At 39.9% G+C, this 20,119-nt stretch carries 13 protein-coding genes; 5 read left to right on the forward strand and 8 right to left on the reverse strand.

Going from position 1 to position 20,119, the window contains the following annotated elements:
* Positions 1 to 40: 40 nt before the first annotated feature.
* The 3 genes from GG9_RS01010 to map all read right to left on the reverse strand — a co-directional run bounded on the left by GG9_RS01010 (position 41) and on the right by map (position 6,339).
* Positions 41 to 2,353, reverse strand: coding sequence for a YadA-like family protein (locus tag GG9_RS01010; protein ID WP_005632603.1), 2,313 nt, complete (start codon positions 2,351 to 2,353; stop codon positions 41 to 43).
* A 494-nt stretch (positions 2,354 to 2,847) separates the two neighbouring features.
* Positions 2,848 to 5,439 carry a bifunctional uridylyltransferase/uridylyl-removing protein GlnD gene (gene glnD, locus GG9_RS01005; protein ID WP_005632604.1) on the reverse strand — a complete coding sequence of 864 codons (2,592 nt, stop codon included), beginning with the start codon at positions 5,437 to 5,439 and terminating at the stop codon, positions 2,848 to 2,850.
* Between the two features lie 93 nt (positions 5,440 to 5,532).
* Positions 5,533 to 6,339, reverse strand: coding sequence for a type I methionyl aminopeptidase (gene map / locus GG9_RS01000; RefSeq protein WP_005632605.1), 807 nt, complete (start codon positions 6,337 to 6,339; stop codon positions 5,533 to 5,535).
* Between the two features lie 136 nt (positions 6,340 to 6,475).
* On the opposite strand from map, the gene erpA reads away from it, so the two are divergent.
* The 5 genes from erpA to argG all read left to right on the forward strand — a co-directional run bounded on the left by erpA (position 6,476) and on the right by argG (position 12,112).
* A complete protein-coding gene (gene erpA / locus GG9_RS00995; RefSeq protein WP_005632606.1) occupies positions 6,476 to 6,820 on the forward strand; it encodes an iron-sulfur cluster insertion protein ErpA in 345 nt (114 codons plus the stop codon).
* A gap of 1 nt (position 6,821) precedes the next feature.
* On the forward strand, positions 6,822 to 7,175 hold the full coding sequence (locus tag GG9_RS00990; RefSeq protein WP_032825156.1) for a YacL family protein: 354 nt from the start codon (positions 6,822 to 6,824) through the stop codon (positions 7,173 to 7,175).
* 6 nt (positions 7,176 to 7,181) lie between these two features.
* The gene (gene mrcB / locus GG9_RS00985) at positions 7,182 to 9,560 is read left to right on the forward strand and encodes a penicillin-binding protein 1B (protein ID WP_005632610.1); all 2,379 of its coding nucleotides are present in this window, start codon (positions 7,182 to 7,184) and stop codon (positions 9,558 to 9,560) included.
* 168 nt (positions 9,561 to 9,728) lie between these two features.
* The gene (locus GG9_RS00980) at positions 9,729 to 10,601 is read left to right on the forward strand and encodes a phosphoribosylaminoimidazolesuccinocarboxamide synthase (RefSeq protein WP_005632612.1); all 873 of its coding nucleotides are present in this window, start codon (positions 9,729 to 9,731) and stop codon (positions 10,599 to 10,601) included.
* 176 nt (positions 10,602 to 10,777) lie between these two features.
* Positions 10,778 to 12,112, forward strand: coding sequence for an argininosuccinate synthase (gene argG / locus GG9_RS00975; RefSeq protein WP_005632615.1), 1,335 nt, complete (start codon positions 10,778 to 10,780; stop codon positions 12,110 to 12,112).
* Positions 12,113 to 12,182: 70 nt separating this feature from the next.
* Here the strand turns inward: argG and GG9_RS00970 are convergent, their stop codons facing one another.
* The 5 genes from GG9_RS00970 to GG9_RS09205 all read right to left on the reverse strand — a co-directional run.
* Positions 12,183 to 13,376 carry an NRAMP family divalent metal transporter gene (locus tag GG9_RS00970; protein ID WP_005632617.1) on the reverse strand — a complete coding sequence of 398 codons (1,194 nt, stop codon included), beginning with the start codon at positions 13,374 to 13,376 and terminating at the stop codon, positions 12,183 to 12,185.
* A gap of 46 nt (positions 13,377 to 13,422) precedes the next feature.
* The gene (gene pxpA / locus GG9_RS00965) at positions 13,423 to 14,160 is read right to left on the reverse strand and encodes a 5-oxoprolinase subunit PxpA (protein ID WP_005632619.1); all 738 of its coding nucleotides are present in this window, start codon (positions 14,158 to 14,160) and stop codon (positions 13,423 to 13,425) included.
* Positions 14,147 to 15,076, reverse strand: coding sequence for a 5-oxoprolinase subunit C family protein (locus GG9_RS00960; protein ID WP_005632621.1), 930 nt, complete (start codon positions 15,074 to 15,076; stop codon positions 14,147 to 14,149). Before GG9_RS00960 ends, pxpA begins: the two co-directional genes overlap by 14 nt.
* Complete coding sequence (gene pxpB / locus GG9_RS00955; protein ID WP_005632623.1) at positions 15,073 to 15,714, reverse strand: 5-oxoprolinase subunit PxpB; 642 nt, start codon at positions 15,712 to 15,714, stop codon at positions 15,073 to 15,075. The genes GG9_RS00960 and pxpB overlap by 4 nt, the downstream gene beginning before the upstream one ends.
* Before the next feature lie 232 nt (positions 15,715 to 15,946).
* A partial coding sequence (locus GG9_RS09205) for a YadA-like family protein (RefSeq protein WP_192805826.1) occupies positions 15,947 to 20,119 on the reverse strand: 4,173 nt, incomplete at its 5' end.

Consider the following 20,119-nt stretch of genomic DNA (forward strand, 5'->3'; position numbering starts at 1 on the left):
GCGGTCAAAATTGACCGCACTTTTACTCTTATCCTTTATTTTACCAGTGGAATCCTACACTTCCCCCCGCATTCACATCACTTCGGCTATTGACACTCGCTCCCAATTTAACCTCAATTTTGTTATTGGTTAAACGTCTGCCATAACCGACCGCTAATGCGTGTTCGCCTTTATAAGTGCCTACTGCCACAGAAACCGCAGACTCTCCAGCAAAATTTCCCCCTTGCAAGAAAGCAATCGCTGTCGCACCCGCAATCCCTGCCCGCAAATCTTTGTTCATTTTTTGCATATTGCGATCGAGTTGTTGAATAGATTGCTGATCTTTACGGATTTGCGCTTTCAAACTATCGTGTTCAGTACGAAGCTGTTGTAACTCTGCTTTACTCGCTCCGCTACTTAACATCTCAGCAAATTCAGTTTCGGATTTCCCATGGTTAGCAGGCAGTTCTTTCCAACTTTCATAAGCAGATTTTCCTTTCTCGCCTTGAAGACCTTGTTCTCCTTGATCGCCTTTCTCGCCTTTAAGACCTCGTTCTCCTTGAAGACCTCTTTCTCCTCGTTCTCCTTGAAGCCCTCGCTCTCCTTGTTCGCCTTGTTCGCCTTGTTCGCCTTTTAATTCAGGCATTTGCTTAATGGCTTCTTTATCTAATGAAACAACGGTTTTTCCATCTTTTTCTTCTGCTTTCAAACCGCCTTCAAAAGTATAAAGTTTTGTAAAAAACGTTTTAAAGTTATCTTCTGTAAAAATGGTTTTACCGCTAGCCTTTAACACACCATCATCAGCGGTAAGTGAAACGGTTTTATCGCCATCTCCCAATGTAACACCAGTAAAACTTGGGGATTTCAACATTCCAATACGCAATACGCCACTATCGTTAAATGTCACTAAATTATCAGAAGTGTACTTTGCTTTATTATCATCGTTATAAACCAAACCACTTTTGCCCTGAATCTGCAAAATATTACCAATTTCTGTTTTAATTAGTTTATTTTGGGTGCTATCTTTAGTTTTATCATAATCATTCCCTGCAAATTGTAGACCTGCGTTTTTTAATGATTTTAATTGAGCCACGTTCACTGCATCGGTGTCTTTTGTCCCTGCAGCAAGGTTATTTAATTGGCGAGTAATTCCTTCTTCTTCATCGCCGAGAGAAACTGCCGCAGCAGTAGAAAGCCAAGTGCTAACTTCTTTACGTTTGGCTTTCAATTCGGCTTGTTTCGCTTCATAGCTACGTTTCGCTTCATTAGCTTGTGCTTCTGCTGTTGCACTATCTACTGTAGGTGCGGTGCTAAGCCCTATATTCAGCAAACCTAATGATTTAAATAATTCAGCTTGTTTTGCATCTTTATAAGTTTTTTCTTTGGTTTCGTAATCTTGTTTAGCGGCTTGTAATTCGGTTAGTAACTGTGCTTCAACAGCTTTAAAAGTATCAATTTTAGTTTGAATTTCATTATCAGTTAATCCATTACCTGTTTGTAACTTATCCACCTGTGCAGTCGAAGTACTCCCCAATGCCACCCCATTTGAAATCGAACTCTTGGCTCCTTCGCCTAAAGCAACAGAACCTGCTGCATTTTCCGCTTTAGCACTATTTCCTAATACTACAGCCCCTGCAGAAGTTGTCGCTGAAGCGTGATCGCCACCAACAAAAGCACTATCAGATTTTGTTGCGTTAGATTCATTCCCTAAAACCACCGCACTTTTTGATTGATCTGCTTTTGCACTACTACCCGATACAATCGCATCATCAGATTTTGTTGCTTTTGCTAATACGCCATTAACAATCGAATAATTTGAACTTGTTGCATTAGCTCGATCCCCTTGCACAATTGCACGCTTTGATTGATCTGCATTTGCCTTAAAGCCACTTACAATCGCTTTTTCTGAATTTTTTGCTTTGGCTGTATCTCCTAATACTAAAGCACTTTCTGATGAACTAACGGTTGCATTTACACCTGTGGCAATCGCATTTTTTGATGAACTAATGGTTACATTTGAACCAGTTGCAATTGCTCTGTGAGAGCCTGTTATATTAGCTCCAACCCCCACTACTACAGTGTTATCAGAATTAACAGATGTTGCGTTATAACCACCAATAAAGGCATTAGAAGATTTATTAGAAGTTGCTTTCCAGCCTATTGCAACGGAATTTTGAGAATCTGTTACATTAACATCTAAGCCTAAAGCCACTATTTTTCCAGATTTTTCTACTTTTGCATTAGTTCCTGCGGCTAAACTATACTCAGAATTAAGAACCTTGGCATTCTTACCTAAGGCTATTGAGTATGGAGATACTGTTACATTAGCATTTGCCCCCACAGCTATTGATGCAGCAGGATTATTAGTTGTCATATCCTTTGGGTGTGTATATTTCGTATCTGAATCTTTAACTAACGCATTAGGACCAATAGCAATACTTAACCGAGAATTCTCAATTTTAGCGTCATTATTTTGAGCTGTTCCGCTAGCTGTTACATCAGTATCATTGGTAATTTTTACATATTTTGTTAAATCACTTGTGGTGTCAGCAAGGGCGAGATGGGGCAGGCTTAGAGCATAAATACCTGCAATAAATGAAAATAATTGATGTGGACGAGTTAAAAGTCGATTACTATTTGCTTGCTTGCTTGCTTGCTTGCTTGCTTGCTTGCTTGCTTGCTTGCTTGCTTGCTTGCTTGCTTGCTTGCTTCGATTTTCATAATAAATTTTCCTGTGTCAAGTAAAAATAAGGTTGCGAATTCTAACATAAAACTGAATAAAAAATGTGTTTTAATTCACTTTTTATTTCTATTCATTAAAAGAAACCTTTGCTTTGTTATTTTATATCATTGATAAAATAGAGATATTTACCTAATTTGCTGAATAATAACACGGTTCAATCTTTCCCTTTCCTCTCTCGCAAGTGCTTTACCAAATCGGTTCGTCAAAATAAAAAAATCCTCCGCTTTCTCGCCCACAGTGGTAATTTTTGCATTCAATAAATTGAGATTTAACTCACTGAAAATCTGGCTCACTTGGGCTAATAAACCCGGTTTATCCAACGCAACCAGTTCCATTTCAGTATGCTCTTTTTTGTTTTCATGTAAAAAACGCACATCGGTTTTTACAGTGAAATGTTGAAGCTGACGATTCGGCGTAATAGAAAGTGCGGGCAATTTTTCGCTTTGAAGGGCTACTGTTAGAGCTTGCTCTAATTCTCGGCGACGATCAAATTCAACCAATTCTCCGTTAAGTTCTGTGATGATAAAGCTATCAAAAACATAACCATCTTGTGTCGTAATAATCTGCGCATCGTGGATACTGAATTTTTTTACCCCAATGGTACTCACCACTTTATTAAATAAGTGCGGTTGATCTTGGCAATAAATAAACACTTCCGTGCCGCCAAGTGAAAAGCGATTACTAATTTTCACTAATAATGATTCAGCGAAATCCACTAGCAAACTAGTATGCCACGCGATTTGTTTTGGCGTATTACGCACAAAATAATCTTCAGGACAACGAGCCCATAATTGCTCAATTGAGATTGGCGTAATATCGGAATAATCCTGCGTTAAAATTTGTTGTGCAAGTTTTCGGTTTTCTGCCGATTTTTCTGAGTAATCAAGCAATTCTTTCATGCCTTGTGCAAATTGCTGTTCGGTAAATTCATATAAAGAGGCAAAAAGCGAACGTTTCCAGCTATTCCATAAATTGCTGTTGGTAGCACAAATATCCGCCACCGTTAAACAGGTGAGATAATCTAATCGAACTTGATTTTGCACGGCTTCCGCAAAATTCATGACGACTTCAGGATCATGAATATCACGACGTTGCGCCGTAATTGACATCAGCAAATGGGATTTTACGAGCCAAGCAAGGGTATCAATTTCTCGACGATCTAAACCATGTAATTGCGCAAAGTCTGCCATATCTTCTGCGCCAAGCTCTGCGTGATCGCCGCCCCGCCCTTTTGCAATATCGTGGAATAACGCCGCAATATAAAGCAAAGTGCGGTCAGAAAGTTGACTAAAAATTCGATGGGCAATGGGATGTTCTTGCGCACTTTCCTGTGACAGAAAACTTTCCAATTTCAACATCACGCGTAATGTATGCTCATCCACCGTATAAATATGGAACAAATCAAATTGCATTAAGCCCTCAATGGCTTGCCATTGAGGAAGATACGCAGTTAATACGCCATATTGGTGCATCGGCATAAACGCACGCTTAATTGCATTAGGTTGATTAAACAAACGTAGAAATTTTTCTCGAGCTGCAGGAATTTCGCATAATTTTTGTGGTAATTGCTCTAAGGAAATTTGTAATTGACGCAAGGTATCAGAATGAATATTGGCCTGTTCGTACTGCGTTAAATAAAAGAATAGATCTAACATTCGCTCTGGTTTTTCTTGAAAAACACGACTATTACGCAAACATAAACATTGATTAATCAGTTGAAAATCATCGTCTAATTGGTCAATCACAGTAGCCTGATTTGATGAAAGCACATTTTCTCGATAATGCTGAATCAACAAATTACTAATAAGCGAAATTCGGTGCAATGCCTGAAAAAAACATTTCATCATTTTTTCCACAGCTTGATTGCCTTCCCCTAGAAAGCCCAACAATTCACTAACTTTAATTTGGCGATCAAACAACAGACGATTATCGTAACGTTTCAAAATCAAATGCAAAGCGAACCGCACTTTAAATAAAAATGCACGACTTTCTTGTAGTTGCTGATATTCTTGAGGATAAATAAAACCACTTTGTAAAATGGCTTCAAGGGTCAAAGCCCCCGAATGGCGCAACGCCACCCAATACAACAAATGCAAATCACGCAAACCACCAGGACTGTACTTAATATCTGGCTCAAGGTTATAAGCCGTATTGTGATAACGCTGATAACGTTCTATTTGCTCTTGCACTTTGGCATTTAAAAAATCTTCTTTCGACCAAAAATCAGCACGTTTTACCAATTCATTTAGCGCATCAAAGTGCGGTCGATTTCCAGCAAGAAATCTGGCTTCTAATAAATTGGTGGCAATCGTAATATCTTGTTTTCCTTCCGATTCGCATTGTGCTAAGGTTCGAACACTATTTCCCACCTCAAAACCGCAATCCCATAAAAACTGGATAAGTTGAGTAATTTTTTCTTCAATCTCAGGGCTTGGGGTTTGCTCGACTAAAATCAAAAAATCTAAATCCGACAAAGGAAACATCTCACGCCGTCCATAACCGCCCACAGCAATTAAAGAAATGCCTTGCTGTTCACTTAATCCCATTTCCTGCCAAAGTTGAATCAATAAGGCATCATAAAAATCACAGCGATTTTCAATAAGCTCAAAAATGGAATAACGAGAAAAATTCTCTAGCTCAAATTGCTTGAGATTTTCTCGCTCAATTTTGACCGCACTTGGCGTTAAAGGAGAAGATAGTGTCGGAGAAAACAGCATATTAATTGCCTTTTGTTAAATTGAAGTCGTTTTATTATAAAGAAAAACAAAAAGGGCGTATATCTACGCCCTTATCTTATAATTTAATGTCAATTACACATTCACCATAATCCGTGAAATTCGACCCTCTGCAATTTCTTCATCACGAATAGTCATTACTTCACAACCAGTTTCGGTGACAACAAGTTGATGTTCGTATTGTGCTGAATGGCTGCGATCTTTGGTTTTTACTGTCCAACCATCTCCCATCACGCGCACTTCTTTTTTGCCCGCGTTAATCATTGGCTCAATGGTAAACACCATACCTGGTTTTAAAATCACACCGCCATCATCTGCGTAATAATGCAATACTTGAGGTTCGCAGTGAAACTCTGTACCGACACCATGTCCGCAATATTCACGCACAACACTGAAAGTTTGACTTTCTGTATATTTTTGCACAGCTTTACCTACTTCATTTAAACGAATACCCGGTTTTACTGTGCGCAATCCCACGTATAGGGCTTCTTGTGCCGCTTCCACTAATTTTTTACTACGAATATTCGTTTCTCCGCCCACGATATACATTTTTGAGTTATCACCAAAATAACCGTCTTTAATCACCGTGACATCAATATTCACAATATCGCCATTTTTAAGCACTTTATCGTCACTTGGAATACCGTGACAGACGACTTCGTTAATGGAAATACAGGTAGCCTTTGGGAAACCGTGATAATTCAAACAAGCGGGAATAACTTTTTGTTCATTCACCATATATTCATGGCAAATTCGATCAAGTTCACCCGTAGTTACCCCTGCTTTTACGTAAGGTTCAATCATCACCAGCACATCCGAAGCCAATTTGCAGGCCTCACGTAGTTTTACAATTTCTTTTTCTGTTCTAATTGGAATAGCCATTTTATTTCACCTTTTTTGAAAAAAATTTTGCCAGATTATAGCACGATTTCTAGGAAAAAACTGGATTACACTTGAATGGAGTAAATGGTTATTAGATAATAACGAAATTCAAATTTTCGGGAAGCGGGAAATAATTATGACAGATAACATTGCAGTACCATTGACATTTACTGATGCAGCAGCGAATAAAGTAAAAAGTTTAATCAGCGAAGAAGAAAATACTAATTTGAAATTACGCGTGTATATCACGGGTGGTGGCTGTAGCGGTTTCCAATATGGTTTTACTTTTGATGAAAAAGTGAATGAAGGCGATTTAACGATTGAAAAATCAGGGGTTCAACTTGTGATTGACCCGATGAGTTTACAGTATTTAATCGGTGGTACCGTTGATTACACAGAAGGTTTAGAAGGTTCACGCTTTACTGTAAATAATCCAAATGCTACCAGCACTTGTGGCTGTGGTTCATCCTTTAGTATCTAAGATGGATTTTCAATTTACACATTATCAAGGCAATGTATCCGTAAAATGTTCGATGGAACACATTGCCCTTGCTAACTGGTTCAATACAGAAGTGCGGTCAAATCCAAAAGCGATTTTGACCGCACTTTCTACTGCGCAATCACTCTCTGAAAATCAAGAAGAGATCTTAATCGGCGCAGAATATACATTGTTTTTAGATACTGATGAAGTAATGGTACGAGCGAATAATCTCGCCATTGAAACAGATGAAATTCTGGAAGACGATTTTCATTATTATGATGAAGAAAGCATTGCTTTTTGTGGCACACAAGATTTTATCCATTTCCTTGAAGCTTATGTTGATTTTATCTCTTAACCGACTATGACCACCGAAAACGTTCCAAAAAATCCCGAAGAAAAAACACCGAAAAAACGCTGTTCTTTCAGAAACTTTCTATTAAAAGTCGCGTTTACTGGTGCGGTATTAACCGTATTTTATGGCGGATATTTAGATTGGCAAATCCGTTCGAAAATGGACGGGCAAATTTGGCGTCTGCCTGCTGAAGTGTATAGTCGCATTGAAAGTGTGAAAATTTCAGATAATCTCGCTTTCGATGAAGTGATTCAAATTTTATTAGATAACGAATATCGCCAAACGACCATGGTAGCCGCACCGGGTGATTTCAAATTGGAAGATGATACCATTGTAGTTCTTCGCCGCGCTTTTCCTTTCCCCGATAAAGCAGAACCACAGCGAGTTTTGCGCTTGCGTTTTAACAATAATAAGTTATCTCGCATTGAAGATTTAGTCACAGTCAAAACTGTTGATGAATTTCGTCTTGCGCCAAAGTTGATTGCGATGTTGCAATCAGACAACGAAGATCGTTTAGCCATTCCTTTGCAAAATTACCCCCGTTTATTAATTGATACATTAATTTTAACGGAAGATCGCCGCTTTTATGAACATAATGGCATTAATCCAGTGGGGATTTTCCGCGCATTAATTGCCAATATTCGAGCAGGTCAAACTGTACAAGGCGGCAGTACGCTCACTCAACAGTTAGTAAAAAATTTATTTTTATCGCGCGAACGCACCATTACACGCAAAGCCAACGAAGCCTTGATGTCATTGGTATTAGATTGGCGTTACGATAAAAACCGTATTCTCGAAACCTATCTCAATGAAATTTATCTCGGGCAAAATGGCGATACGCAAATTCACGGTTTTGAATTAGCTAGCCAATTTTATTTTGGTCGTTCGATTCGTGAAATTAGCTTAGATCAAATTGCCCTTTTAGTTGGTATGGTCAAAGGGCCTTCACTTTATAATCCGTGGCGAAATCCACAAAACGCGCTCGAACGTCGCAACATTGTTTTAAAGCTCATGCTTGAGCATAAAATGATCGGCGATGAACTTTATCAATTATTAAGTCAGCGGCCTTTAGGCGTACAAAAAAAAGGGCAAATCTCGCGTAAATATCCTGCGTTTATTCAAACTTTACAAGCAGATTTACGCCGTGAACTGGGCGAACATAAAATATCTAGTTTACTTGGTGCACGGATTTTCACTACAATGGATTTAAAACAACAATCTCAAGCAGAAAATGCAGTGGTGAACACAGTTTCACAACTACAACTGAAAACTAAAAATCCATATTTAGAAGGCGCCATGATTGTTGCGGATTACCGCGTAGGTGAAATTCGTGCCGTGGTTGGCGGTTTGCAAACGCAATATGCAGGCTTTAATCGTGCATTAATGGCAAAACGTCAGATTGGTTCTTTAGTAAAACCATCGATTTATTTGACCGCACTTTCTAATCCAGAACAGTTCCGTTTAAATACCCCAATTAATAACCAGCCAATTACGATTAATGTCAAAGGTAGCCCGCCGTGGCAGCCACGCAACTATGACAAAAAATATAGCGGTTCGGTAATGTTAATGGATGCCTTAGCCCGTTCTTTAAATATTCCGACAGTGAATATTGGAATGAAAGTCGGCTTGAGTAAAATTATTAACACACAAAAAGCGATGGGCTGGGATAATGTGGAAATTCCTAAAGTGCCTGCGATGTTGCTCGGTTCTTATACCATCTCGCCTTATGATGTCACAAAACTTTATCAAACTATTGCCAATCAAGGGGGGCGAATTTCGCTCACAACCGTAGATAGCATTACTGATCGTCAAGGTAACCTAATTTTTCAACACGATAAAAGCGTAAAACAAGTGGTGCCACAAGAAGCGGCATTCCAAACATTATTTGCAATGCAACAAACTGTTGAACGAGGCACTGCACGTAGTTTGCAAAAAGATTACGCTGATTTACATTTAGCAGGCAAAACAGGCACAACCAATGAAGCTCGCGATACGTGGTTTGTGGGAATTGACGGAAAAAATATCAGCACAGTTTGGCTTGGTCGCGATGATAATGGCGAAACCAAACTCACTGGTGCTTCTGGTGCATTGCAAATTTATAAAGATTATTTAAGCCGTACGAATATTGAAAAATTAGCAATTAAGCCTCCTGCAACAGTGAAATGGGTGGGGATAAATCAATACGGTGGCTGGGATTGCGAGAGTTATCGAACAATTCCTGTTTGGCTAAATAATGGTCAGAATTTCTGTGGCGAAATAGCCTCTCCGTCTTTTACGCCAACTGAAACAGAAACTGAAACAGAAACAGAAACAGAAACAGAAACAACTACACCACCACAAGAAAGTCTGTGGGACGTATTGGATAATCCCAATCCACCCGCTCAATAATTAATAGGATTTACTAAATTTCCAATAATAAACATTTTGCCCCCTATACTTCCCCTGAAATTTCAGGGATTTTTATTTCTTTTTAAAAATAGTCAAACGTTTGCTTTATTTGATTTAAAAGTGCGGTACAATACGCGCCAGTTTTTACTTTCATACAGGTGCAAAACGATGACACAACAACTCCCCACTTTAAGTCTAAAAAAAATCTATTCAGGTAAAGTACGTGATCTCTATGAAATCGATGATAAACGCATGCTAATGGTTGCTTCTGACCGCTTATCCGCGTTTGATGTTATTTTAGATGATCCCATTCCACGAAAAGGCGAAATCCTGACACAAATTTCCAATTTTTGGTTTAACAAACTTGCTCACATTATGCCGAATCATTTCACTGGCGAGAGTGTTTATGATGTGTTACCAAAAGAAGAAGCTGATTTAATCAAAGATCGCGCTGTAGTGTGTAAACGTTTGAATCCCATTAAAATTGAATCTATCGTACGTGGCTATTTAACTGGCAGTGGTTTAAAAGATTACAAACAAACTGGAACCATCTGCGGATTAAAATTACCTGAAGGCTTAGTTGAAGCCAGTAAATTACCAGAACCTATTTTCACCCCATCAAGTAAAGAAGCCGTCGGCAATCACGATATAAATATCAGCTATGCAGAATGTGAAAAACTCATCGGGGCTGATTTAGCCGCACAAGTAAAAGAAAAAGCTATCGCACTTTATACTGCTGCTGCAGAATATGCACTGACTAAAGGTATTATTATTTGCGACACAAAATTTGAATTTGGTTTAGATGAAAATGGCACGCTCACCTTAATGGATGAAGTATTAACACCAGATTCTAGCCGTTTTTGGTCTATCGATACTTACCAAGAAGGGATTAATCCTCCATCATTCGATAAACAATTTGTACGCGATTGGTTAGAAAATAGCGGCTGGAATAAACAAGCTCCTGCACCGAAAGTGCCAGAAAATATTATTCAGAAAACAGTTGATAAATATCAGGAAGCGCTGGATTTATTAACAAAATAGAGATCAAAATCCCTGCTATTTACAGCGGGGATTTTTATGCATGATGACAACTAAAGATTTTTAGTCTTAATACATAAAAGGCTAGACAAACATAAAAAGTGCGGTTATATTTAAATGACTTTTTATTCAAATAAAGTGATTAATTATTCAATCTAAATTATAAACAAGGAAAAGATATGTCAAATACAATTCTACAACATTTACCTGAAGGGCAAAAAGTCGGTATCGCGTTCTCTGGCGGCTTAGACACCAGCGCGGCATTACTTTGGATGCGTCAAAAAGGCGCGGTGCCTTATGCATACACCGCCAATTTAGGGCAACCCGATGAAGATGATTACAGCGCAATCCCTAAAAAAGCGATGGCGTATGGTGCAGAAAATGCTCGCTTAATTGATTGTCGTGCTCAACTTGCTCACGAAGGTATTGCAGCGATTCAATGTGGCGCATTCCATATTTCGACAGGCGGCATTCCTTACTTCAATACAACGCCTCTTGGTCGCGCAGTAACAGGCACAATGCTTGTTGCAGCAATGAAAGAAGATGATGTGAATATTTGGGGGGATGGTTCTACATTCAAAGGTAACGATATCGAACGCTTCTATCGTTATGGCTTATTAACAAACCCTAATTTAAAAATCTACAAACCTTGGTTAGATGCGCAATTCATTGAAGAACTTGGCGGTCGTTTAGAAATGTCTCAATTCCTTATCGAAAATGGTTTTGACTACAAAATGTCTGTTGAAAAAGCCTACTCGACCGATTCCAATATGCTGGGTGCAACCCATGAAGCAAAAGACTTAGAGCAATTAAGCACAGGCATGAAAATTGTTAAACCAATTATGGGTGTCGCATTTTGGGATGACAATGTAGAAATTAAACCAGAAACAGTCACCGTTACTTTTGAAGAAGGCGTCCCTGTCGCATTAAATGGTAAACGTTTTGATAATGCAGTTGATATTATTCTAGAAGCCAATCGTATCGGTGGTCGTCATGGCTTAGGGATGTCTGACCAAATCGAAAACCGTATTATTGAAGCCAAATCTCGTGGTATTTATGAAGCACCAGGGATGGCATTATTGCATATCGCTTACGAACGTTTAGTAACCGGTATTCACAATGAAGATACCATCGAACAATATCGTATTAATGGCATCCGTTTAGGCCGTTTGTTATATCAAGGTCGTTGGTTTGATCCGCAAGCATTAATGCTGCGTGAAACAGCACAACGTTGGGTGGCAAAAGCAATTACGGGTACGGTAACGCTTGAACTTCGTCGTGGTAACGACTTCACTATCTTAAATACCGAATCACCAAACTTAACCTACGAAGCAGAGCGTTTAAGTATGGAAAAAGTGGAAGATGCGCCATTTGATCCAATTGATCGTATCGGTCAATTAACTATGCGTAATTTAGATGTATCAGACACCCGAGGTAAACTTGGTATCTATGCTCAAACAGGTTTATTAAGCGCAATTAAAGATTCCGTATTGCCACAATTAGGCAAAAAATAAATAATAAAATCTGCATTTCAATGACTGATATTTAACATCATGAAATGCAGATCCTTTCACAAAATATTAGTTAGCTAAAAAAACTAGAAATATAAGAAATAATCGTTTTTCCACTTAATATTGCCATAATAATCACAACAAACCAGCCTGAAAAAGCTAAAAAAACAGGGTGTTTATAAGTGCCAACAATATCACTTCGATAAGCGGCTAACAAAATTAATGCCAATGCAATTGGCAATATTAAGCCATTTAATGTTCCCACAAAGACTAATACCGCAGCAGGTTTTCCCACTGTGACTAAAACAACAGTAGAAATCACAATAAAAGCAATAATCCAACGATTACGATTGCGTTCAATGGTTGGGCAAAGGGTCGTTAAGAAAGAAACTGAAGTATAAGCCGCACCAATAACCGATGTGATAGACGCAGCCCAAATAACCACTCCAAATAATACTTGACCAAAATTGCCTGCTACATATTCAAAAGGCGTTTCAGCTGGATTTTTAGGATTAAGAGACACACCTTTTGACACCACGCCAAGCACCGCAAGAAATAATACAACACGCATTGTTGAAGCAATTAAAATGGCTGAAACAGAACTACGGCTCACTTCAGCCATTGCTTTTTCGCCTTGAATGCCCGCATCTAATAAACGATGCGCACCTGCAAAAGTAATATAACCGCCTACGGTTCCCCCCACTAATGTAACAATAGCAATAGGATCAATTTGTTCTGGAATAAAGGAATGATAGGCTGCTTCAGCCACAGGTGGTTCAGTTTTAAACATGACATAAAACGTGAGCGCAACCATAATAAAGCCCATTAATTGCGCAAAACGATCCATTAATAAGCCCGCTTCTTTACGCAAAAAAATCAAAATAGCAATAATGCCACTAATCACTGCGCCCATTTCTGGTACTATACCAAAAATAGAATTTAAACCAAGCCCCGCGCCGCCAACATTACCAATGTTAAAAGCCAGCCCGCCCATCACAATCAGCGTAGCAAGAAAATACCCTGCTTTCGGAAAAACCGCATTAGAAATATCTTGCGCACGTTTTCCAGACACAATAACAATTCGCCAAATATTAAGTTGAGCACCAATATCTAACAAAATTGATAATAAAATAACAAAGCCAAAACTCGCTAATAAAGTATTGGTAAAGGTTGCGGTTTGAGTTAAAAACCCAGGCCCAATAGCGGATGTCGCCATTAAAAAAGCCGCCCCTAAAACCGCATTTCGTCTGTGAGTAATTGATGCCATAAAGCACCTCCATTGTTAAGTTGATGTTATGTGTTTATTCGGCTGCTTATGCCGTTATTTTTATATGATTTTTTTCTAATTCTTCCACAATGCGTTTAGCAAAATGTAAAGAATGTTGATTATCGCCGTGTAAGCAAATACTTTCTGCTTTTACAGGCACAAAGCTTCCATCAATGGCATTGACTTGCCCCTTTATTACCATTTGTAAAACTTGTTGAATGGCTTCCTTATCAGATTTTACCATTGCATTTGGTTGAGAACGAGGCACTAAGCTCCCATCAGGCATATAATGTCGATCGGCAAACACTTCAGAAATGGTTTGCAACCCTTCTTCCTCTGCGATGCGCAACATTAAACTGCCCGCTAACCCCATTAATTTCAAATTCGGATCAAATTGATAAACAGTTTTTGCGATTACACGCGCTATTTTTTCATCTTTTGCTGCTTGGTTATATAACGCACCGTGAGGTTTAACATAACTAATTACCGCCCCCTCGCCATCACAAATCGCTTTTAATGCCCCCAATTGATAACGCAAATATACGATTAATTCCTGTGAAGACAACGCCATTGCCGTACGACCAAAATTTTCGCGATCAGGAAAACTAGGGTGCGCGCCAATACGCACCTTATTTTCTTTCGCAAATTTGACCGCACTTTGCATTTCCTTTGCGCCCCCAGCGTGTAAGCCACAGGCAATATTTGCAGAAGAAAGCAACTTCAATAAACTTTCATCAAAAGGAAAACCCTCTGCAATATCTGCATTTAAATCAATTTTTTTCATCAACAATTCTCCTAATTTGATCAAGGTATATTTCATTTTTACGGCGTAATTTAGCAGCCTCTTGTAAGCTAACCGCTTCAAATTTAATCGTTGAACCTAAACGCACCTGTGCCAAAGCCCCAAGATCAGCATCAATCACATTAGCGATTTTAGGATAACCGCCTGTGGTTTGCGCATCAGCCATCAAAATAATAGGCTGACCACTTGGTGGAACTTGCACGCTACCAAACTGAATGGCGTGAGATAGCATTTCCAACGGCTGCTTTAATTCTAATGTCTGACCTTGAAAACGATAACCCATACGATCACTGTTAGTTTGTAACGTCCATTCATTTCGCCACCAATAATATTGGGATTTTCGTTTAAACGCCTGATATTCAGAAGATGGCAAAGCACGAATAACATCTCGAAGCGGAATCGGCGCAATACCAATTTCGCTACGCAAAATATGATCATTTGCCGTTTGTAGTTGATCGCCCACATGCAAACAACGCCCCTCAATGCCCCCTATTTGCGTTCTCAAATCCGTGCTGCAAGAATTCAATGCTTGAGGCAAAACAAAACCACCTTGAACACATAAATAACCATACATTCCAATTTTTGCACGTGCCATTTTTAATATTTGACCTGCTCGCGCTTGATAACGCCAATAAGCAAAAACGGGCTTATCATCTAACATCATTTCATAAAAAGCACCCGTCACACAAAAATTCATATCTTGCTGAAATTGCAATGTAATACCGCCTAAAGGCACTTCAATGGCAGGAACATTCTCTGCATTGCCCAATAAAATATTGCCCGCACGTAATGCTAATTTATCCATTGCCCCACAATGGCTAATGCCAAATCGGCGTAAACCAAAACGCCCTAAATCTTGAATGGTCGCGTGGGATTTCACATCAAGAATATCAATCATAGTTCAATCCCCTCCACAATAAATTTCACAGTATCGCCAGCTTGTAATAAGGTTGGTTGTGCTTGATTTTTATCAAAAAGTGCTTGTTTAGTATAACCGATTAACTGCCACCCACCTGGCGAAGAAAAAGGATAAATCCCCGTTTGCGCGCCCCCAATACCAACAGAACCGGCAGGCACAACCGTTCTTGGCGTAGCGCGGCGTGGCGTGTGTAAGTTTTCAGGTAAACCACCCAAATAAGGAAAGCCCGCTTGGAAGCCAATCATATACACAGTATAAATGGGCTCACTGTGCATCTGAATAATCCGCTCTGGTGTCGTCTGATGAAATTTCGCAACGTCAGATAAATCCTGACCTCGCTCTCCCCCATAAATAACAGGAATTTCAATATGACGCCCTTGAAAATCCGATACTTTCAATTCAGCCCAAAGTTGTTCTAAACGTTGCACAAGTGGCTTAAAATCCACGAAAAAATCGGTAAAAACCGTAAGATTATTCATTCCCAAGACAACTTCTACAATATCTTGTTCTAATTGCAATTGACGAGCAAACGCCCATAATTGGCGTTGTTGTTGAATGGAAGCTGGAGGTGGCAAAGAGCAAACCACCGCCGACTCACTGATCGGAACGATATTCATAAGATACCCTTTATATGATGTTATGTGATTTGTTATTTTTTTGTTACAGCTCTCTTTTAAAGGATATTTATAGGTTTTGTCAAGTCTTTATTTTCATCTCTTTAATTCAATTTAAAAACATTGCACTTTAACCATCAAAAGGAAATTTAACACAAATTCATTTACTTGAAACAATAATACTTCCCATAAAAAAAAGCGGCAAATGCCGCTTTTTAAGAGAGATAATCCAACTTTACCACTGGTAACCAACACCAGCTGCAACACCTGTTTTACCTTGACTATTGGTTGTGCCTGACAAGCGAATAATCACTTTGCCATTATCGGAAATTCTTGATACCCCGATAGCTAAACCATTTTGACCTTGATAACTACTTCCCGCAATAGAAACCATTGATTTACCTGGCATAGAGGCTTGTGGTAACTGTGAAGCGGCTAATGCACTTGCCGTACCTGCATCTGCACGTTTGCCCACTTTATTCACTTGTCCAGCAAGGTTTGTTACCCCTTTTGCCACGGCATACAATTGACTTCCGTTAATCGCATCGGTTGAAGTAGCAGAGATTTCGCCTGCCGCGACGTTTTGGATACGTCTTTCTTCGCCGCTTGCGCCGACAGAAACCGCACCGTGCGCCGTTGCGCCAGCAAAGCCTTTTACCGTACCCGTTGCGCCAGCAGTTGTAGTGTTACCCGCCGTACCGTCGGATTTCAGGTTTTTACCCTTATCTTTTGTCGCAGTTGAAGCATTACCGAGATAAACAGAATTTTCTACGGTTTCGCCTAAGGCTTGCGGCACGGTTACTTTCGTCTTCGTACCGTCTTTTCCAACCACTTCTTTTTCTTCGGTCAGTACATTGCCATTTGCATCACGTTTCGCATTCACACTATTACCCAACACAAAAGTGTTTTTAGAAGTAATACGGTTATCGTTACCGAAAGCGTAGCTGCCGCTGGCTTTATCTTCGATGTAGTTCGGATCGCCGAATGCACCAGATTTATCCGCATTCACAACGTTGCCCGTACCAATCGCCACCGTGTTATCGCGTAAGGCTTTTGAGCCATAGCCTAAGGCAATGGCATTATTGCCTGCCGCGTCGGCTTTCGCGCCAATCGCTGTCGCGAATATGCCACTTGCGCTGGAATCGATTTCATTGCTTCGTTCCTCTCTGCGTTTGGCAGTGCCGTCGTTGGAGTGGAAGAACTTAATCCCTTGTTCATTCATATTGTAGATGGCTTCAACCACTGAATTAGTGATGACTTCTTTTCTGCCCTCCACATTATAAGTGGTCAATAATGGTTTACCGTCGTCTCCCACTACAACATTGTTATAGACTTTAGTCGTAGTCTTACCATCAACTTTATTTTCTACCGTCACATTAGTGATATTCGGAGCTTTATTGCCGGTCAATGCGAAAATCTGGCTGCCGTTTACTGCTTGTTTACTGGTTGGCGAAATATCGCCATTAGCCACATTGTCAATGACCACGCCTTTACCGTTCGATTGATTGTTCGGATCAAGGCGGACAACGTGTTTTTCATCGGTAGAAACTTTATTACTCTCCACTTCCCCTTTATCTTTATCCGCAGTACCGTCAGCATTGGTGTGATACCACTTATCCGCACCATTTTCGGTTACTTTAACAACTTTCTTACCGTTTGCATCCACGTTACCAAGTGTCACTTCTTTGTTACTTACCGTACCATCAGCATTCAGTTCATACCATTTTCCATCAGCTTTTTTAACGATTTTCTTACCGTTTGCATCGGTGTTGTAGATTTGCGTTAAAGGCAATTCCACATCGGTTTTCACAAAGGTTGTGGTTACTTTATCGCCGTTTGCATCAGTGCTTTCCACCGTTGCCGCGCTCACTTTGGTATTTAAACCATTAGCAAAACGGACTTTATCGTGGGCATTTACAGTTTCCGCTTTAGTATCAGACAAGGCTTTTGTCTTATCATCAAACGCCGCTTTCGCATCAGCTTCACTTGCCAAACCAAGCTCAAAGCCTGATTTCGCAATCGCATCAGCCACTTGGTTACCTGTTACATAGCCAGAACCTTTGTTGGTTAGAGTAACTTCGGTATTGTTTCCGTCAGTAGAAACAATTTTATCGCCTTGAGCTTGATATTTCGCAGCAACTGTATTGCCAGCTGTCACTTTCGGCTGACCAGTTGTTAAGTCAATATCCTCTTTGCTGTAATACTTATCGCCAACTTTAACCAAGTTAGTTTCAGAACCATCGGCATTCTTAACGGTAAATTCATTCGATTTAACCACTTCGCCTTTCGCCAATTCAAAGGTAATTTCGCGCGTACCGTCATCTAGTGTTTTACCAGAAACACTAATACCGTTACTACCTTTGAAATTAACTTTATCGGCATTTCTCACTTGATCATTGTAGCTATCGCCTGCAGAAATCTGCCAGCCCAAGTTTTTCAAATCGCCCACAGTTGCAGCATTGCTTGATGTTGAATTTGCCAAGTCTGCCAATCCTGCCTTGCCTGGGTTAGCCACTTTCACAGAAGCTGTACCATCCGTCGGTGCCGCATTATTAGCCCCTAATTTCTCTTTCGGATAATACTTGCCATCATTTGCCAATGCCAATTCTTTGCCATCTTCAGCTTTTGGAGCATCAAAGGTTTTCGCACCATTTGCAAGATTGCCTAAAGCCGTTGGCTTATTGCTATCTGCAGTTGGACTTACCAAATTCACACTTAATTTATCAACTTCTGTTACTTCAGTAGCTGGCTCGCCTTTGTCATCTAAAGTGTAGTATTTATCCCCCACTTTACTTACTGCTTTGCCATCTGCTGTCGTGTATTGAACAGGCAAGCCAGTTACATCTGTGCGGACATAAGTATTCGTAACTTGATTACCCTCTTTATCCACATCTGTCACAACAGCCGCTTTCACTACGGTATTTTTACCATTTGCAAAACGCACATTGTCGTTTGCATTAACACGCTCAAGCGTAACATCTGATAAGGCTTTGCCACCACCAGTAGTAGCAAAGGCAGAAACAGCTTGTTTATCATTCGCCAAGCCTAAATTCCAACCAGACTTCGCAATGGCTTCTGCCACCTGTCTACCTGTAACCACACCTTGATTTTGGTTAGTTAAAGTAACGGCACTTCCCGAAGTATTACCATCAGCACCGACGGTTAAGATTTGATTACCCACTGTTTTATATTTAGCAGCAACTTTCTTACCATTAGTTTCTTTTGGCTTACCTGTTGCAGGATCAATATCTTCCTCGCTGAAGTATTCATCATTAATCTTCACAAGTTTTTTGCCATCTTGTGTGAGGAATTCATTGTCTTTTAAGACTTCGCCAACATTTACATCATACTTAACAGTGATATTACCTTTATCATCTTTACTTACAGTCGCTTTTGTTGCATTACCATCAGCAAAGGTTACATTTGTGCCTGATGTGACAGTTTCAAAGCCATCTTTACCTGCAGCAGGAGTTCCTGTTGTTTTAACTCTCCAACCAGCTTTGTTTACAGCACCAATCACTTCTTTTGCAGTCACTAAGCCATTACCTGCGTCTGTATCATCACTCGCCGTAGTACTCGCAACATTGTTTGTATCTTTATTTTCTTTTCCAGTAAACAACTTACCGTCTTTTTCCTTGATAACAGAAGTCTTCGCACCGATTTTAACTTCAGCACCTTTCTTATTATCTTTTTGAGCTACCGTTACAGTTGTTGTTTCTCCATCACTAACAAAATCTACCGTATCGTAGGTTGCAACAAAATCAACACTTTCTACTTGATTGCTTGTAGACATCGGTTTAACACCGCGAATATTCCAACCACTATTTAACACATCGCCAACAGTTGCTGCACGATTACGATGTGCCTCATTAACCTCTTTATCTAGATGCGTTGTATTTCCACCTACACGATGGTCATCTAAAGTTGAAGCGATATTAGTCAAGTGAACTTTAGTGTCGCCATTCACACCCGCAGGCTCTTTAGCGAACTTCAAGCCGTCAGCCGTGCTAGTAATATCTACTTTTGGTGTTGTAGTTCCAGCGGTAGTAGCACCACCAATAGATAACTTGTTACTAAAAGTCGCATTCTCCGTAGTAATATCTTTCGCCAAAGCAAAGGTTACATTAGCCCCATCACGTTTAACTTTTAAGTTTTTACCCGCTTTTAAGGTTAAGGTGTCGCCTGCTTTGAGAGCTTGGTCTTCAGTTTCATTTTCGCCTGCTGCATCATTTTCAATATCATCAGTTGTACTTCCCACTTTCACGAAAGTTGAAGCACTATTGACAGCATCTGCAACATCGCCAACAGTCGCCACTTTTTTCTTGTCATCTGCGGTTGCTTGTCCGCCATTTGAAGCCTTAACAGTTACTTTACCGCGGTCGGCAGTATTGGTATTTCCACCTTGAGC

This window comes from Haemophilus haemolyticus M19501 (assembly GCF_000222025.1).
Classification (GTDB): domain Bacteria; phylum Pseudomonadota; class Gammaproteobacteria; order Enterobacterales; family Pasteurellaceae; genus Haemophilus; species Haemophilus haemolyticus_G.

Bases quoted from the DNA above. Each gene is read 5' to 3' on its own strand.
- GG9_RS01010 (WP_005632603.1), bottom strand. From the start codon at position 2,353: ATGACAACTAATAATCCTGCTGCATCAATAGCTGTGGGGGCAAATGCT.
- glnD (WP_005632604.1), bottom strand. From the start codon at position 5,439: ATGCTGTTTTCTCCGACACTATCTTCTCCTTTAACGCCAAGTGCGGTC.
- map (WP_005632605.1), bottom strand. From the start codon at position 6,339: ATGGCTATTCCAATTAGAACAGAAAAAGAAATTGTAAAACTACGTGAG.
- erpA (WP_005632606.1), top strand. From the start codon at position 6,476: ATGACAGATAACATTGCAGTACCATTGACATTTACTGATGCAGCAGCG.
- GG9_RS00990 (WP_032825156.1), top strand. From the start codon at position 6,822: ATGGATTTTCAATTTACACATTATCAAGGCAATGTATCCGTAAAATGT.
- mrcB (WP_005632610.1), top strand. From the start codon at position 7,182: ATGACCACCGAAAACGTTCCAAAAAATCCCGAAGAAAAAACACCGAAA.
- GG9_RS00980 (WP_005632612.1), top strand. From the start codon at position 9,729: ATGACACAACAACTCCCCACTTTAAGTCTAAAAAAAATCTATTCAGGT.
- argG (WP_005632615.1), top strand. From the start codon at position 10,778: ATGTCAAATACAATTCTACAACATTTACCTGAAGGGCAAAAAGTCGGT.
- GG9_RS00970 (WP_005632617.1), bottom strand. From the start codon at position 13,376: ATGGCATCAATTACTCACAGACGAAATGCGGTTTTAGGGGCGGCTTTT.
- pxpA (WP_005632619.1), bottom strand. From the start codon at position 14,160: ATGAAAAAAATTGATTTAAATGCAGATATTGCAGAGGGTTTTCCTTTT.
- GG9_RS00960 (WP_005632621.1), bottom strand. From the start codon at position 15,076: ATGATTGATATTCTTGATGTGAAATCCCACGCGACCATTCAAGATTTA.
- pxpB (WP_005632623.1), bottom strand. From the start codon at position 15,714: ATGAATATCGTTCCGATCAGTGAGTCGGCGGTGGTTTGCTCTTTGCCA.